This window comes from Roseinatronobacter sp. (assembly GCF_051859525.1).
Taxonomy (GTDB): Bacteria; Pseudomonadota; Alphaproteobacteria; order Rhodobacterales; family Rhodobacteraceae; genus Roseinatronobacter.
Map to the genome: position 1 here is coordinate 72,425 of NZ_JBHYFM010000005.1, position 14,777 is coordinate 87,201.

14 protein-coding genes are annotated in these 14,777 nt (G+C 60.3%); 4 read left to right on the plus strand and 10 right to left on the minus strand.

Going from position 1 to position 14,777, the window contains the following annotated elements; translation table 11 throughout:
- Nucleotides 1-30: 30 nt before the first annotated feature.
- The 7 genes from ACTIE1_RS06740 to ACTIE1_RS06770 form a co-directional block, all read right to left on the minus strand.
- Complete coding sequence (locus ACTIE1_RS06740) at nt 31-891, minus strand: arginyltransferase (protein ID WP_439561015.1); 861 nt, start codon at nt 889-891, stop codon at nt 31-33.
- A gap of 82 nt (nt 892-973) precedes the next feature.
- Nucleotides 974-1,408, minus strand: coding sequence for an RDD family protein (locus ACTIE1_RS06745; RefSeq protein ID WP_439561014.1), 435 nt, complete (start codon nt 1,406-1,408; stop codon nt 974-976).
- On the minus strand, nt 1,405-1,872 hold the full coding sequence (locus tag ACTIE1_RS06750) for a YbaK/EbsC family protein (protein ID WP_439561013.1): 468 nt from the start codon (nt 1,870-1,872) through the stop codon (nt 1,405-1,407). Before ACTIE1_RS06750 ends, ACTIE1_RS06745 begins: the two co-directional genes overlap by 4 nt.
- A 6-nt stretch (nt 1,873-1,878) precedes the next feature.
- Entirely contained in the window at nt 1,879-3,201 is a 1,323-nt protein-coding gene (locus tag ACTIE1_RS06755; RefSeq protein ID WP_439561012.1) for an aspartate aminotransferase family protein, read from the minus strand.
- A 115-nt stretch (nt 3,202-3,316) separates the two neighbouring features.
- The gene (locus tag ACTIE1_RS06760) at nt 3,317-3,913 is read right to left on the minus strand and encodes a LysE family translocator (RefSeq protein WP_439561011.1); all 597 of its coding nucleotides are present in this window, start codon (nt 3,911-3,913) and stop codon (nt 3,317-3,319) included.
- Nucleotides 3,914-4,019: 106 nt separating this feature from the next.
- Entirely contained in the window at nt 4,020-5,651 is a 1,632-nt protein-coding gene (locus ACTIE1_RS06765) for an alpha-D-glucose phosphate-specific phosphoglucomutase (protein WP_439561010.1), read from the minus strand.
- A gap of 305 nt (nt 5,652-5,956) precedes the next feature.
- Nucleotides 5,957-6,826: a branched-chain amino acid aminotransferase gene (locus tag ACTIE1_RS06770; protein WP_439561009.1), complete on the minus strand. Its 870-nt coding sequence runs from the start codon at nt 6,824-6,826 to the stop codon at nt 5,957-5,959.
- 172 nt (nt 6,827-6,998) lie between these two features.
- On the opposite strand from ACTIE1_RS06770, the gene ACTIE1_RS06775 reads away from it, so the two are divergent.
- The 4 genes from ACTIE1_RS06775 (at nt 6,999) to ACTIE1_RS06790 (ending at nt 11,204) form a co-directional block, all read left to right on the plus strand.
- Nucleotides 6,999-7,508 carry a MarR family winged helix-turn-helix transcriptional regulator gene (locus ACTIE1_RS06775; RefSeq protein WP_439561188.1) on the plus strand — a complete coding sequence of 170 codons (510 nt, stop codon included), beginning with the start codon at nt 6,999-7,001 and terminating at the stop codon, nt 7,506-7,508.
- Nucleotides 7,505-8,224, plus strand: coding sequence for a response regulator (locus ACTIE1_RS06780; protein WP_439561008.1), 720 nt, complete (start codon nt 7,505-7,507; stop codon nt 8,222-8,224). The genes ACTIE1_RS06775 and ACTIE1_RS06780 overlap by 4 nt, the downstream gene beginning before the upstream one ends.
- A gap of 122 nt (nt 8,225-8,346) precedes the next feature.
- Nucleotides 8,347-10,149 (plus strand): ABC transporter ATP-binding protein, encoded by a 1,803-nt coding sequence (locus ACTIE1_RS06785; RefSeq protein WP_439561007.1) that lies wholly within the window; start codon nt 8,347-8,349, stop codon nt 10,147-10,149.
- A 95-nt stretch (nt 10,150-10,244) separates the two neighbouring features.
- Nucleotides 10,245-11,204, plus strand: coding sequence for an acetyl-CoA carboxylase carboxyltransferase subunit alpha (locus tag ACTIE1_RS06790; RefSeq protein WP_439561187.1), 960 nt, complete (start codon nt 10,245-10,247; stop codon nt 11,202-11,204).
- A 178-nt stretch (nt 11,205-11,382) separates the two neighbouring features.
- Here the strand turns inward: ACTIE1_RS06790 and ACTIE1_RS06795 are convergent, their stop codons facing one another.
- The 3 genes from ACTIE1_RS06795 to ACTIE1_RS06805 form a co-directional block, all read right to left on the minus strand.
- Nucleotides 11,383-12,162, minus strand: a complete 780-nt coding sequence (locus ACTIE1_RS06795; protein WP_439561006.1) for an enoyl-CoA hydratase-related protein — start codon at nt 12,160-12,162, stop codon at nt 11,383-11,385.
- Between the two features lie 70 nt (nt 12,163-12,232).
- Nucleotides 12,233-12,697 (minus strand): cytochrome c-type biogenesis protein, encoded by a 465-nt coding sequence (locus tag ACTIE1_RS06800; RefSeq protein WP_439561005.1) that lies wholly within the window; start codon nt 12,695-12,697, stop codon nt 12,233-12,235.
- Nucleotides 12,694-14,667, minus strand: a complete 1,974-nt coding sequence (locus tag ACTIE1_RS06805; protein ID WP_439561004.1) for a heme lyase CcmF/NrfE family subunit — start codon at nt 14,665-14,667, stop codon at nt 12,694-12,696. Before ACTIE1_RS06805 ends, ACTIE1_RS06800 begins: the two co-directional genes overlap by 4 nt.
- Between the last annotated feature and the right edge of the window lie 110 nt (nt 14,668-14,777).

Below are 14,777 nucleotides of genomic sequence, written 5' to 3' on the forward strand. Positions count from 1 at the left end.
GCGTGGCAGGGTTTCAGGACAGGCAGGGTGTCAGTCCGGTCTGGAAATGCGCTGCGACAGTCCCACGGGCGCAGACATTTCGCGCGGCATGACCAGTTTGGTCACCTGTTCGGCGATCGGCGGGACCGACAGCGGGTGCGTTGCACTTGTGTAATCTGACGGGTCGCCCAGATCGCGCCACTGCCCCTCGTGATAGACCTCCAGCGCGTTGAAGCCTGCCTTGTAATCCATCTTCGGGCTGCCGGGCACCCAGTAGCCCAGATAGACAAAGGGCAGTCCTGCGGCGCGGGCCAGTTCGATATGGTCCAGAATGATGTATTGACCCAGCGAATGCTTGTCCATGCTGGGGCTGAAGAAGGAATATACAAGGCTTAGCCCGTCATCCAGAACATCCGTCAGACAGACTGCCGACAATGCCCTGACACCGTTTTCTTCAGGCGCACGATATTCGATGACACGCGTGCGCACCGGCGTTTCCTCGACCATGGCGGCAAATTCGAACACATCCATATCGGCCATGCCGCCATCTGCATGGCGCGCGTCCAGATAATTGCGGAACAGGTCATATTGTTCCTCGGTGGCCCATGCACTGTTCACTTCCCGCATCAGCGCATTGTTGCGTTTTCGGGTGCGCCGCTGGCTGCGCGACGGCGTAAAATCGGCCACACGAATGCGCGCGGACAGACAGGCGCGGCAATCCGAACAGGATGGACGATACAGCACATTCTGCGACCGCCGGAATCCCTGCTTGGACAGAGTGTCATTCATCGCCTCTGCCTGATCGCCCTGCAATGCCGTGAACAGCTTCCGCTCCATCCGGCCCTTCAGGTAGGGGCAGGGCTGGGGCGCTGTCACATAAAATTGTGGAATTGTCGGTAGGCTATGGCGCATGAGTGTAAACTTGTTGGCAAAGGGATGACATGCACAGTAGCAAGGCTTTGCACGCAGGCCAAGTCATCATTGGTCCTATGAACTATTGCGGCGCGATCCGGTGCAGCATTGTGGTATTCAGGACAAAATCGTGTAACCCCTGACGATACGGCGTCAGCAGGATCATGACCATGGACGCAGCTTGCAGGGGGAACACGGTCCATAATCCGGTATGCATGACGCTGTACCAGAACGCCGTCATCGGGTCAGGCGTGCGCCCGTCAAGCCCCCGCCATTTCAACGCTGTTGCCATCATGCCCAATGTTGCCCCGTAACGTGCCAGCATGACAGTCCGGTACCCGATGGATGCGGTTGCAAACAGGACCGGCAGGAAAAACAGACTGACAAACAGTGTCATGACCAAGCCAACCAGCGTGATCAGCAAGGTTACGACCAGATCTATTGCCCAAGCGCCCACCCGTTTCAGCGGCACATCGGCATAGAATTCCGGTTGCATTTCGGGGTCGGGCAAACTCATTCCACAAAATCCGCGTCTGTTGCATTTGACAAGGACATAAGAACGCGCGGCTTGATAGAAAAGACATGACGCGGGGTTCCGGCAGCAGCCCACACGATTTTGAAATCCAGCAAGCGGGGGTCGATCCAGACGGGCTGCGGCGTCAGATGGCCGATCGGTGCGACACCGCCAATGGCAAATCCCGTGGACGCCCGCACAAGCGCGACATCCGCGCGCCCCAGTTCCTCGCCTGCCAGGGCAGAGGCCTTGGCGGCACAAACGCGGTTGCCCCCTGCGGTCAGAAACAGCCGCACGGCCCCCGATGACACGCCGCAAAACAGGATCGATTTGACAATCTGGTCAATCTCGCAGCCGCAGGCGGCGGCAGCTTGTTCGGCAGTGCGTGTTTCGCCAGCCTCGATAATGGTGTCGGGCAGGCCCGCATCCGACAGGGCGCGGGCCACCCGTTTCAGGGATTTGCTCATGCAGGATCAGTCCAGATTGTCCAGCACCTCGGCAAGGGTGCCGATCAACTGGTCGATATGGGCTTTTTCAATGATCAGCGGCGGGGACATGGCGATAATATCGCCGGTGGTCCGAATCAGGATACCTTTGTCATAGGCTTTCAGGAAGGCGTCAAAGGCGCGTTTGGTGGGCGCACCGGCAATCGGTTCCAGTTCCACCGCGCCGATAAGACCCATGTTGCGAATGTCGATGACATGGCGACGGCCCTTCAGGGAATGCACGGCCTCCTCCCAATAGGGGGCAAGTTCTGCCGCGCGTTCAAACAGCGCATCTTCGCGATAGGTTTCCAGCGTGGCCAGTCCCGCTGCCGATGCAATCGGGTTGCCGGAATAGGTGTAGCCGTGGAACAACTCGATCAGGTTCTCGGGGCCGGTCATGAAGGCGTCATGGATTTCAGCACTTGTCAGCACCGCACCCATGGGAATGACGCCATTGGTCAACCCCTTGGCGCAGGTAATCATATCGGGCAGGACGTCGAAATGCTGCGCGCCAAAGGGGCTGCCAAGACGGCCAAAGCCGGTGATCACCTCGTCAAAGATCAGCAAAATGCCGTGTTTGCGCGTAATCTCGCGCAGGCGCTGCAAATAGCCCTTGGGCGGGATCAGAACCCCCGTGGACCCCGCCACGGGTTCCACAATCACTGCCGCAACCGTATCGGCCCCATGCAGTGCAACGATGCGTTCCAGATCATCGGCCAGATCCGCGCCATGTTCCGGCTGGCCCTTCGACCATTGGTTTTGTGGAATATGCGTGTGGGGCAGGTGGTCGACGCCCGCCAGCATAGCGCCGAAATGGCGGCGGTTGTTGACGATCCCGCCAACGGAAATGCCGCCGAAATTCACACCGTGATAGCCGCGTTCGCGCCCGATCAGGCGCGTGCGGCTGGCGTCGCCCTTGGCGCGGTGATAGGCCAGCGCGATCTTCAGTGCGGTTTCCACGCTTTCCGAGCCGGAATTGGTGAAAAACGCATGGTCAATGCCTTCGGGCGCAAGGTCCACCAGCCGGTTCGCCAGTTCGAACGCTTTGGGGTGGCCCATCTGGAAGGCGGGGGCATAATCCAGTTCTTCTGCCTGTTTCTGGATGGCTTCGGTAATTTTCGGGCGCTTGTGGCCCGCGTTGCAGCACCACAGCCCTGCCGTGCCGTCCAGCACCTGCCGCCCGTCCGATGTGGTGTAGAACATGCCGTCTGCGGCCACCAGCATGCGCGGGGCCTGCTTGAACTGGCGGTTGGCCGTAAAGGGCATCCAGAATGCACGCAGGTCGTTTGGGGTGGGGCGGTCGAGGGCCATGGCTGTTACTCCCGTGGATTTGATCAAAAGACGCTACCAGATTTGCGCGCCATGACAAGGGGGCGAAATGGGCGGGGCGTATTGGGCGGGGCATGACCACAGGTATGGCGCAGTGTCAGACAAACACCATCAGCGCCGACAGTGCCAGCAACCCCGCCATGACCCGCATGAAGATGCGCCAGTGCTGCGGATTTCGCAAAAGCGTTGTCAGCAGCGCGCCTGCGCTGGTCCAGAACAGGCAAACCCCCAGATTGACGGAACTGAACGCAAGCCCAAGGCGCAGCCCTTCCAGCGCGGGCGTCATTCCCGCGCCATACCCCGCAGAGGCTGCGAAGGCGACCGCCCAGACCTTGGGGTTGATCCACTGGAACAGGGCCGCTTGCAACACTGTCATTGGCTGGCCGGTGTCCTGCGCGCCCGAGGCTGGCCTGCGCGTCGCGTTGAAATAGGACCATGCCATATACAGGATCCAGCCCGCGGCCAGCAGCCGCAACACCATCCCAAGCGCGGGGTTCGCAAGGATCAATGCCCCAACGCCAAGGCCTGTCACGCCCGCTGTGATGCCCACCCCGATCACCACCCCTGTCAGGTGCGGCAATGTTCGCGTGAACCCGAAACGCGCCCCCGATGCCGTCAGCATGACAACATTCGGCCCCGGAGAGAACAGGCCAAGAAAGACAAAACCGTATAGCAGCGGATCAAGCAGGGTCATGGGGGCTTTCAGACAGGGTTTCGGCAGGAAAGACAAGCGCGCCCGCAGGCATCAAGGCCGCGTTTCGCCGCGCCCTGCCGCAGAAGGGGGCGGGGTCTACTGTCCCTCAGGTGATCACATCGGGCGCATCGCGTCCTGTCCAGCGTGTGATCCCCGCAATCTGGTCGGCGGCGGCAATCACATCCGCCAGCGCGATCTGCGCATCCTGCGCCAGCGCGTCAGGCGCGGTTTCCAGCCGTTCCAGATAAACCCGCAACGTGGCCCCCGCAGTGCCGGTTCCCGACAGGCGGAACACGATCCGCACATCCCTGCTCAGGAAAATGCGGATGCCTTGCTGCGTGGAGGTGCTGCCATCAACAGGGTCGTCATAAGAAAACTCATCCGCGCGGGTGACGGTCAGGCCCGCGAAATCCTGCCCTGCAAGTGTTGGCAATGCCGCGCGCAACTGCTCCATCAGCGCGGTTGCAGCGTCCGCGTCCACTTCTTCATAATCGTGGCGGGAATAATAGTTGCGGCCATAGCGCGCCCAATGGTCGGCCATCAGGCTGGCCACGGATTTGCCGGTCTGCGCCAGAATGTTCAGCCACAGCAGCACGGCCCATAGCCCGTCCTTTTCGCGCACATGGCTTGATCCCGTTCCAGCCGATTCCTCGCCGCACAGGGTGACCTGACCTGCATCCAGCAGGTTGCCAAAGAACTTCCAGCCTGTGGGGGTTTCAAAACACGCTATGCCCTTGGCGCTGGCCACACGGTCGACCGCGCAAGAGGTGGGCATGGACCGCGCGACGCCTGCCAACCCCCCTGCATAGCCCGGCGCCAGATGGGCCAGATCGGCCAGCACAGCAAGCGAGTCGGACGGGCTGACATAGCAGTCCCGCCCGACAATCATGTTACGATCCCCGTCCCCGTCCGAGGCCGCACCGAAATCAGGGGCATCCGGCCCGTGCATGGCCGCCATCAGGTCTTTGGCCCAGATCGGGTTCGGGTCGGGGTGGCCGCCGCCAAAATCCGGCGAGGGCGTGCCATTCACCACACTGCCCGCCGCCGCGCCAAGGCGGTTTTCAAGAATTTCATGCGCATAGGGGCCAGTGACCGCATGCATCGCATCAAAACGCATGCGAAACCCGTTGTTGAACAAGCTGCGAATGGCGTCAAAGTCGAACAGGGTTTCCATCAATCCGGCATAATCGCTGATCGGGTCGACAATTTCGACCTGCATGCCCGCAAGGTCATAGGTTCCGGCTGCGTCGATGGGCACGCCAGGTGCGTCAAGAATGTGGTATTCGCCCAGGGTCTTGGTGCAGGTGAATATCTGTTCGCTGACACTCTCGGTTGCGGGGCCGCCATTGGGGCCGTTATATTTCAGGCCGAAATCCGCATCAGGGCCGCCGGGGTTATGGCTGGCCGACAGGATCAGGCCGCCATCCGCCTTGCGTTTGCGGATCAGGTGGGACGCCGCAGGTGTCGATAACAGCCCGTTCTGTCCGACAATGCAGCCCCGCGCCCCGTTCGCGGCGGCCATGCGCAAGATCACGTCAATCGCGCGGTCGTTGAAATACCGCCCGTCCCCCCCGACCACCAGTGTTTTGCCCGCGATGCCGCCGATCCCGTTGAAAATGGCCTGCACATAGTTTTCCAAGAAGGGGCTGGCCATGAAAACCGGTGTTTTCTTGCGCAAGCCCGATGTGCCGGGTTTCTGGCCATCAATGGGGGTGGTGGAAATGGTCCTGATCGTCATGCTGCACGGTCCCTTATGTATTTCAACGGCCATCACGTCCCCGCCTGTGCTGGACACCAGATTGGTAGGCGTCCGGATCATACAAGGTCAAGCGTGGCGCGCCTTCTGCCCTGAAATTGGTTAATTCCGTTTCATTTCCATGAAGGCGGGCCAAAAACATGGCATGAAACAGGTATTTGCGCGGCGCGATGCGCCGGTTGTAAAGGGGATTCGCCCGAAACGCGCACATACCTGTCGTAAACGAAAACACGCGGCAGGCTGTGGCCCCTGCCGCGTGTATGCAAACCCGTGGGGCGTCACCTGCTTCAGGCGCGCACCAAGGCCTCATAGGTTTCGGCAACCTTGCGTGTCATCTGGCCCACCTGAAAGTTATGCGGGCCGATCTGGCCCACGGGCGTCACCTCGGCGGCGGTGCCGGTCAGCCAGCATTCGGAAAAATCGGCCAGTTCTTCGGGCATGATATGGCGTTCATGCACGGTGATTCCCATGTCGCGCAGCATGGCAATAACCGTCTGGCGGGTGATCCCGTTCAAAATGGCATCGGGGATGGGGGTGTGCACCTCCCCGTCCTTGACGAAAAACACATTCGCGCCTGTCGCCTCGGCCACATAGCCGCGATAATCATAAAACAGCGCGTCCGAGCAGCCCTTCTCCTCGGCGGCGTGTTTGGACATGGTGCAGATCATATATAGGCCCGCTGCCTTGGCCGCTGTCGGGATTGTTTCGGGCGACGGGCGGCGCCATTTGGCAATATCCAGTTTCGCGCCCTGCATTTTGGCGTCACCGTAGTAGGCGCCCCATTCCCATGCCGCAATCGCCACGCGCACGGGGTTCCGGCGTGCCGCTACACCCATATCCTCGCCCGCGCCGCGCCATGCAAGGGCGCGCACATATGCGTCTGTCAGGTTGTTGGCACGCAGGACTTCGGCCTTGGCTTCTTCCAGCTGGTCCACGCTGTAGGGGATTTTCATATCCAGCAGGCGCCCGGATTCCAGCAGGCGTTCGGAATGTTCGCGGCTTTTGAAAATCTTGCCGCTATAGCAGCGCTCACCTTCGAACACAGAGGAGGCGTAGTGCATTGCATGCGTCAGAATATGCACATTGGCATCCCGCCATGGCACCATTGTGCCATCCATCCAGATCAAGCCGTCTTTGTCGTCATAAGCCCCGGCCATACATGCCTCCTCGTTTGGCGGATTTACTAAAGTTACGCAAGTTAGGTCCACATCGGACATAATGTTGCGCGAAAACTGACGAATCGCTAGCAATTCGATCTTGGAATGTCAACAAGGCTGACATAAAATGGCCTAAAGTTTGATCAGATCGATAATCGGGGGCGCGCGGCACATGGGACAGGGCGGATCGGGAACACTGGGTGGCGAAAATCTGCTGTTCCTGACTGACGAGCAGTTGCGCAAGGGCATTGAGGCGATGTTCTTCGCCTATCGCGGCTTCACCGCTGATCCCGACCGCATACTGGCCGATCACGCCTATGGTCGCGCCCATCATCGCGCGTTGCATTTCATCAACCGCACCCATGGGACGACAGTGAACAATTTGCTGACGGTTCTGGGGGTCACAAAACAATCCCTGAACCGCGTTCTGCGCACGCTTATCGCGGACGGGCTGGTTGAAAGCCGTATCGGGCGCACCGACCGGCGCGAACGCAACCTGTACCTGACAGATGCAGGCAAGGAGTTGGAGCGCATGCTCTCGGAAGCGCAGCGCAACCGGATGCGCGCTGCCTATCGCGCAGCCGGCCCGCAGGCTGTGGCAGGGTTCCGGCAGGTTCTGGAAGCCATGATGGATGACGAGATTTTCCGCCAATACACCGCCCTGAAGGAGCGCCGCACATGACAACGGACCACGCCATGCATCTGTTGATTGTGGATGATGATGCCCGCATCAGGACACTTTTGCAGAAATACCTTATCCGCAACGGTTTCATGGTGACCGCCGCGCGCGATGCGGCACATGCGCGCCGGATTCTGGCGGGGTTAAGTTTCGATCTGGTGGTGCTGGATGTGATGATGCCGGGCGAGGATGGCATAAGCCTGACACGCCATATCTGTGATGACACGGCGATTCCGGTGTTGCTGCTGACCGCCAAGGGCGAGGCCGAGGACAGGATTTCGGGATTCGAGGCAGGTGCCGATGATTATTTGCCCAAACCCTTTGAACCGCGCGAATTGCTGTTGCGCATAAATGCGATCCTGCGCCGCAGGCCACAGCCCGCCGCAACCGAAGTTCTGCCGCAGGTCCTAATCATGGGACCGCTGCGCTATGATCTGGAACGCGGCGAGTTGAAGCGCGGCGATACTGTCATCCGGCTGACGCAAACCGAAGCCACCATCATGCGGTTTTTCTGCGAACGCCCCGGCGAGGTGATCCGCCGCGAAGCGCTGGTCGACCATCTTGGGCGCGACAGGGCAGGGCATGGCGCTGTTGTCGGGCAGGACCGCGCGGTTGATGTGCAGATAACCCGCCTGCGCCGCAAGATCGAGCATGACCCCAAGGCCCCGCGCCATTTGCAAACCGTGCGCGGTGCCGGTTACATGCTGGTTGCCGACTGACATATCGGCCCCAAGCGCGTGACGTCACGCAATCGCGCGGCCTGCCTGTGCAAAAGCGGGGTTTCTAAGCGCGATGAAAGGCGATAATGCTGGCGCGCGAAACAGCCGGAAGTCAAACTATCGTGGCCAAGCAAGACAAGAAGCAGCTTAAACTTAGCAAACGCCAGTTCCAAAGCCGCAATGACAGGGTGATCACGGTCTGGCTGTGGCACACATTCGTGCGCCCCAGGTTGTGGTTCATTGCCCTCGCCGTTGCCTTCATGGTCCTTGAAGCCGCCATGCTGGGCGCGTTCAGCTACCTGATCCGGCCCATGTTCGATGATGTCATGATCGCAGGGGACCGCGCCAGCCTGTATATCGTTGCCATGGGGATGGCGGCGGTGTTTTTCGGGCGTGGCATGTCGCGATTTACCCATAAGGTCATCATGATCAAGCAGGCCGAATGGGCGCTGGCAGAAATACAGTCCATTCTGATGGCCCATTTGTTGCGGCTGGACATGAGCTTTTACAAGCTGAACGCACCGGGTATCCTGATTGAACGGGTGCGCGGGGATTCCGGCGCTGTCGGAAACCTGTTCAAGGGCATGATCACCGGCGTCGGGCGGGACGGGGCTGCGGTGATTGTGCTGTTCGGCGTGGCACTCTGGACAGACTGGCTTTGGACGCTGGTTGCGTTGGGGGCAATTCCGGTGCTGGTGCTGCCGCTGTTGTGGTTGCAGCGGATGATCCGGCGGCGCAGCGCGGAATCGCGCGTTGCGGCGGCCAGCACTTCCAACCGACTGAATGAAGCCTTTCACGGGGTTTCAACGGTTCAGCTGTCGGGCACCGAGGACCGCGAATTGTCGCGCTTCGGCGTGGTGATGCGCGATTACCGGCGCAAGGCATCGCGGGCGGCAATCGGCCATGCGGCAGTGCCCACAGTCATGGATTTCGGTGCGGCCATCGGGTTTGCGCTGGTGCTGATCTATGGCGGCATGCAGATTATCGAAGGCACGCGCACGGTCGGGCAGTTCATGTCCTTCTTCACAGCGCTGGGCCTGTTGTTCGACCCGATGCGCCGGTTCTCGGCGCTTAGCGCGGCGTGGCAATCCATGCTGGCCTCGCTGGAGCGCACTTTTGAACTGTTGCAGGTCCAGCCCTTGGTGACCAACCCGCCCGCGCCGCGCATTCCCGTGCCCCCGCGCGAACAGGCGTCCATCACCTTGCAGGACGTGGAATTCGCCTATGACGACGAACCTGTGTTGCGCGGCTTGTCCTTCACCGCCGAGGCAGGCAAGACAACCGCCATCGTGGGGCCATCGGGCGCTGGCAAGACCACTGTATTTGTCATGTTGACCCGCCTTGCGGATGTGACAGCGGGGCAGGTGCTGCTGGGCGGGCATGACATTCGCAAGATGGATCTGGCAGCGTTGCGCGCCAATTTCGCTGTGGTCAGTCAGGATACGGCGCTGTTCAATGACACAATCCGTGACAACGTCCTTATGGGGGCAGAAGGCATCAGCGAAGAGGCGCTTAATACCGCGCTGAATGCCGCGCATGTTGATGACTTCCTGCCGCTGCTGCCCAATGGCGTGGACTCCTCTGCCGGTCCGCGCGGATCGTCCCTGTCTGGCGGCCAGCGCCAGCGGGTTGCGATTGCACGCGCATTGTTGCGCGATGCGCCAATTTTGCTGCTGGATGAAGCCACCAGCGCACTGGATGCCAAATCAGAGGCCTTTATTCAGGACGCGCTGGAAAAGTTGTCGGTGGGACGCACCACGATCGTCATTGCGCACCGTCTGTCAACCATTCGCAACGCTGACAAGATCGTGGTCATGGACCGCGGGCGCGTTGTGGAACAGGGCAGTCACGAAGAATTGCTGGCGCTTGGCGGGGCCTATGCGCGGCTGTATGCGATCCAGTTCGGGGATGAAACTGAGGACTGAACCTGCGTGGTCCGGTGATCGGGTTTCATGCGCTTCCAGATTGCAAATCCTGCCCTGCTGACGCATAACGCCCCAAACTGCGAGTGGACATGTTGATGAATTATCTGGAATTCGAAAAACCGCTGGCCGAGATTGAAGGCAAGGCGACAGAATTGCGGGCGATGGCAGCGGCCAATCCCGAAACGGATGTCGCCAAGGAAGCTGCGGCACTGGATCAGAAGGCCCAGAAACTACTGGTCGACCTGTATAAGAACCTGTCGCCATGGCGCAAATGTCAGGTTGCCCGCCACCCTGACCGCCCCCATTGCAAGGAATATGTCGACACGCTGTTTGACGAATTCACGTCGCTTGCAGGTGATCGCGGATTTGCCGAGGACGAGGCCGTGATCGGCGGGCTTGCGCGCCTGAACGGGCGTGCGGTTGTGGTCATCGGGCAGGAAAAGGGCCACGATACCCAAAGCAGGTTGCGGCGCAATTTCGGCATGGCCCGACCCGAAGGCTACCGCAAGGCGATACGCCTGATGGATGTAGCCCATCGCTTTGGCTTGCCGGTTATCACCCTGGTCGACACACCCGGTGCCTATCCGGGCAAAGGGGCCGAAGAACGCGGTCAGGCCGAAGCGATTGCGCGCTGTACGCAGAAATGCCTAAGCCTTGGTGTGCCGCTGGTGTCTGTGATCATTGGTGAAGGCGGGTCCGGCGGGGCAGTGGCTTTTGCAACCGCCAACCGCATCGCCATGCTGGAACATTCCGTCTATTCCGTCATCAGCCCCGAAGGCTGTGCGTCCATCCTGTGGAAAGACGCCGAGAAAATGCGCGAAGCCGCCGAGGCGCTGCGCCTGACTGCGCAGGATCTGAAAAAGCTGGATGTGATTGATCGGATCATTCCGGAACCGTTGGGCGGCGCGCAGCGCGACCGTGATGCCATGATCAAGGGTGTTGGTGCGGCCCTGAATGCAATGCTGAAGGAACTGGACGGCAAGGACGCCGCCACGCTGAAGCACGAGCGTCGCCAGAAGTTTCTGGATATGGGCGCAAAAGGATTGTCCGCCTAGCGGTGATGGCCATATCAGGCTGAACCGGCCGGTCTGGTCCCGTTTGGGCTGTCGCGCTGGCAGCCCGCCAAGCCCTAGATCATGTCGCGTTCATTCGTATTCACGCGACATGCTCTAACTTATTGGTTTTGCATGTTCGATAAGCTCAAAACCGGTTCCCACTTTTCAGTAACATGCACTAGCGTCCTTCAAACTCGGCAGGCCGTTTTTCCAGAAAGGCCAGCACACCTTCCTTGAAATCGCGTGTCTTTCCAGCCTCTGCCTGAAGCTGGGCTTCAAGGGCCAGTTGTGCGTTCAGCGTGTTTGACAGGCTGTCGCGCAGGGCGCGGCGAATGTTGCGGTAGGCCACTGTCGGCCCGCTGGCCAGTGCACTGGCGCGCGCCATCCATGTGGCGTGAAACTCGTCATCAGGGGCGGTTTCCCATATCATCCCCCAGTCGGCAGCCTGACGCGCGGGAATGCTGTCTGCAAACAGCATGGCGCCCATGGCGCGCGCAAATCCCACCTGACGCGGCAGAAAATAGGTGCCGCCTGCATCGGGGATCAGGCCGATGCGGGCGAAGGCCTGAATGAACACTGCACTGTCACAGGCAATCACGACATCCGCCGCCAGCGCCAGATTGGCCCCTGCGCCCGCTGCCGCACCATTGACGGCCGCGATAACCGGAACCGGTGCATCGAAAATGGCCCGCAGCAGCGGTTCATATTCTTCCCGCAAGGTGCGTTCCAGATCGATTTCTGCGGCGTTTCCGCCATCGCCCAGATCCTGCCCGGAACAAAACGCGCGCCCCGTTCCCGTCAGGACCAGAACGCGCGCCTTGGGGGCCATGGTCTTGATGGCATGGGTCAGTTCAGCGCGCATCTGTTTGTTCAATGCGTTCATCATCTCGGGTCGTGCCATTGTCACAATGGCAATTCCCCGATCATCGATGCGTGTTGTCAGCGTGTCATAGTCCATCTTGGCCCCCGTCAGAATATGCCGCGCCACCTTAGCGCAGTCACGGACAGGGGAAAGCCTGAACCATGCGTCACTCTTTCAGCAATTCCTGCAAGCGGCGCTTTTCATCCGCGCTCAGGCCATCTTTGTCGGCTTCCGGTGCTGTGTCGCGCCGCCGCAGATACACAAGCGCTGATCCCAGCGCGATCAGAAACATGACCGGCGCCGCAACCCACAAAATGATGTTCGCACCGTCGGTCGTCGGGCGCAGCAAGACATATTCGCCATACCGGTCCACGATGAAGGCAACGGCCTGTTCGTTGGTGTCCCCTTCGACCAGCCTTTCGCGCACCAGAAGTCGCATGTCGCGGGCCAGATCGGCGTTTGATTCGTCGATGGATTCGTTGCGGCACACAAGGCAGCGCAGCCCCGCCGAGATGTCGCGCGCCCGCGATTCCAGCACGGGGTCGTCCAGTATTTCGTCAGGTTGGACAGCCCATGACGGGCTGCCCGCGGCGATTGCAAGAACCATCAAAAGGGTGCGAAATACCTTCATTCTGCCGGCACCGCATCCACGCGGGTTTTTCCCGCCCCCGCAGCGACACGGTAGCGCCGGTCACTCAGGCTGAAGATACCGCCAAGTGCCATAAGGAAACACCCGAACCATAGCCAGTTCGCAAAGGGTTTGATGTAGGATCGCACCGCCCAGCCCCCGTTATCCTGCGGATCCCCCAGCGCCAGATACAGATCACGCGTCACACGGTAATCAATCGCGGCTTCTGTCGTGGGCATTCCCGCAATCGGATAGAAGCGTTTTTCAGGCTGCAGGTTTGCGATGAAACGCCCGTCACGCCGCGCCTCGATGGTGGCCATTGTGGACACATAATTCGGCCCTTCCACACGGTCGACAGATGTCAGGGTCAGGTCATACCCGCCATAGTGATAGGTCTCTCCGATCTGGACCACGCGAATATCTTCGGTTTCCCAGCCAACAAGCGCCGCGACGGCAAACACCGATATGCCAAGCCCGGCATGGGCCGTGAACTTGCCCCAATCAGCGCGCGGCAGGCGCGTTACGCGCCCCAGACGCGCCCGCAGATCACCCCGCCCTGTGCGCGACCATATATCGACAACAGACCCCAGAACGACCCAGATTCCAAGCGCCAGCCCGATGGGGACAAGCATGGAATGGCCGGTCTGCAAGGTCCATGTCAGGGCGCCCATGGCGACTGAAAACACAGCCAGCCCCCATAGCGGCCGCATGGTCCGTGCCATATTGCCGCGTTTCCATGGCAGCATTGCCCCGATGGGCAGCACCATGGCCAGCGCGACCATGAACGGCGTGAAGGCCATGTTGAAAAACGGCGGTCCGACAGACAGCACCCTGTCAAACAGCATTTCTGCCACAAGCGGCCACATCGTTCCAATGAACACCACAAAGGACGACACCGCCAGCAAGACATTGTTGATCACCAGTGCGGATTCGCGACTGACTGTCGCGAAAACGCCCTTTGCCTCCAGCACCGGCGCGCGAATGGCAAACAATGTCAATGCCCCGCCCATAAACGCCGCAAGGATCATCAGGATAAACACCCCGCGTTCAGGGTCCATCGCGAATGCATGCACCGAGGTCAGCAAGCCCGACCGCACAATGAATGTCCCCATCAAAGAGAAGCCGAAGCCAAGGATTGCCAGCAGGATGGTCCAGCTTTTCAGGGTTTCACGCTTCTCCACCACGATCGCTGAATGCAGCAGGGCGGCGGCGAACAGCCATGGCATCAGGCTGGCGTTTTCAACCGGGTCCCAGAACCAGAACCCGCCCCAGCCAAGCTCGTAATAGGCCCACCAGGACCCTGTCGCGATGCCGATTGTCAGAAACACCCACGCCGCCAGCGTCCAGGGCCGCACCCAGCGCCCCCAAGCCGCATCCACGCGCCCCTCGATCAGGGCGGCCACCGCGAAACTGAACGCCATTGAGAGGCCAACATAGCCCAGATACAAAAACGGCGGGTGAAACGCCAGGCCCGGGTCTTGCAGCAGCGGGTTCAGGTCGGTCCCGTCAAAGGGCGGAAAGGCCAGCCGCGTGAACGGGTTTGACGTGAAAATGGTGAAGGCCATGAAGGCTGCGGTGATGGCCGATTGCACGGCCAGAACCCGCGCCTGCAGGCTGGCAGGCAGATTGCCCCCGAACCATGCCGCAGATGCACCAAACAACGTCAGGATCAGCACCCAAAGCAGCAACGACCCCTCATGATTCCCCCAGACACCGGAAATCTTGTAGATCAGCGGCTTCAATGTGTGGGAATTGTCCACAACCAGCTTCACCGAAAAATCGGACACAAGAAACGCATATGTCAGCGCCGCATAACTGAAGGCCACAAGCCCGAACTGGACACTGGCCATCGGGTTGGCCACCAGCATCCAGTCGCGCCAGCCTTTATGCGCGCCGATAAGGGGAATGGCCGCCTGCGCAAGTGCAACAGCGAAGGCCAGAATAAGGGCGAAATGTCCGAGTTCTACTATCATGGTAAGGTTCTTAAACCAAACACCGGATTTGGCAAAGCCTTCTCGCACTGCAAATGCGCGGCGGGTCGTCACAGGTAGGTGCGTAGCGGTCGGGGGGTATGGCGGGGCGG

What these genes read in the sequence shown, in the direction of transcription:
- ACTIE1_RS06805 (WP_439561004.1), bottom strand. Translation starts at nt 14,667, where the DNA reads ATGATAGTAGAACTCGGACATTTCGCCCTTATTCTGGCCTTCGCTGTT.
- ACTIE1_RS06755 (WP_439561012.1), bottom strand. Translation starts at nt 3,201, where the DNA reads ATGGCCCTCGACCGCCCCACCCCAAACGACCTGCGTGCATTCTGGATG.
- ACTIE1_RS06790 (WP_439561187.1), top strand. Translation starts at nt 10,245, where the DNA reads ATGAATTATCTGGAATTCGAAAAACCGCTGGCCGAGATTGAAGGCAAG.
- ACTIE1_RS06760 (WP_439561011.1), bottom strand. Translation starts at nt 3,913, where the DNA reads ATGACCCTGCTTGATCCGCTGCTATACGGTTTTGTCTTTCTTGGCCTG.
- ACTIE1_RS06800 (WP_439561005.1), bottom strand. Translation starts at nt 12,697, where the DNA reads ATGAAGGTATTTCGCACCCTTTTGATGGTTCTTGCAATCGCCGCGGGC.
- ACTIE1_RS06765 (WP_439561010.1), bottom strand. Translation starts at nt 5,651, where the DNA reads ATGACGATCAGGACCATTTCCACCACCCCCATTGATGGCCAGAAACCC.
- ACTIE1_RS06745 (WP_439561014.1), bottom strand. Translation starts at nt 1,408, where the DNA reads ATGAGTTTGCCCGACCCCGAAATGCAACCGGAATTCTATGCCGATGTG.
- ACTIE1_RS06770 (WP_439561009.1), bottom strand. Translation starts at nt 6,826, where the DNA reads ATGGCCGGGGCTTATGACGACAAAGACGGCTTGATCTGGATGGATGGC.
- ACTIE1_RS06795 (WP_439561006.1), bottom strand. Translation starts at nt 12,162, where the DNA reads ATGGACTATGACACGCTGACAACACGCATCGATGATCGGGGAATTGCC.
- ACTIE1_RS06780 (WP_439561008.1), top strand. Translation starts at nt 7,505, where the DNA reads ATGACAACGGACCACGCCATGCATCTGTTGATTGTGGATGATGATGCC.
- ACTIE1_RS06775 (WP_439561188.1), top strand. Translation starts at nt 6,999, where the DNA reads ATGGGACAGGGCGGATCGGGAACACTGGGTGGCGAAAATCTGCTGTTC.
- ACTIE1_RS06740 (WP_439561015.1), bottom strand. Translation starts at nt 891, where the DNA reads ATGCGCCATAGCCTACCGACAATTCCACAATTTTATGTGACAGCGCCC.
- ACTIE1_RS06750 (WP_439561013.1), bottom strand. Translation starts at nt 1,872, where the DNA reads ATGAGCAAATCCCTGAAACGGGTGGCCCGCGCCCTGTCGGATGCGGGC.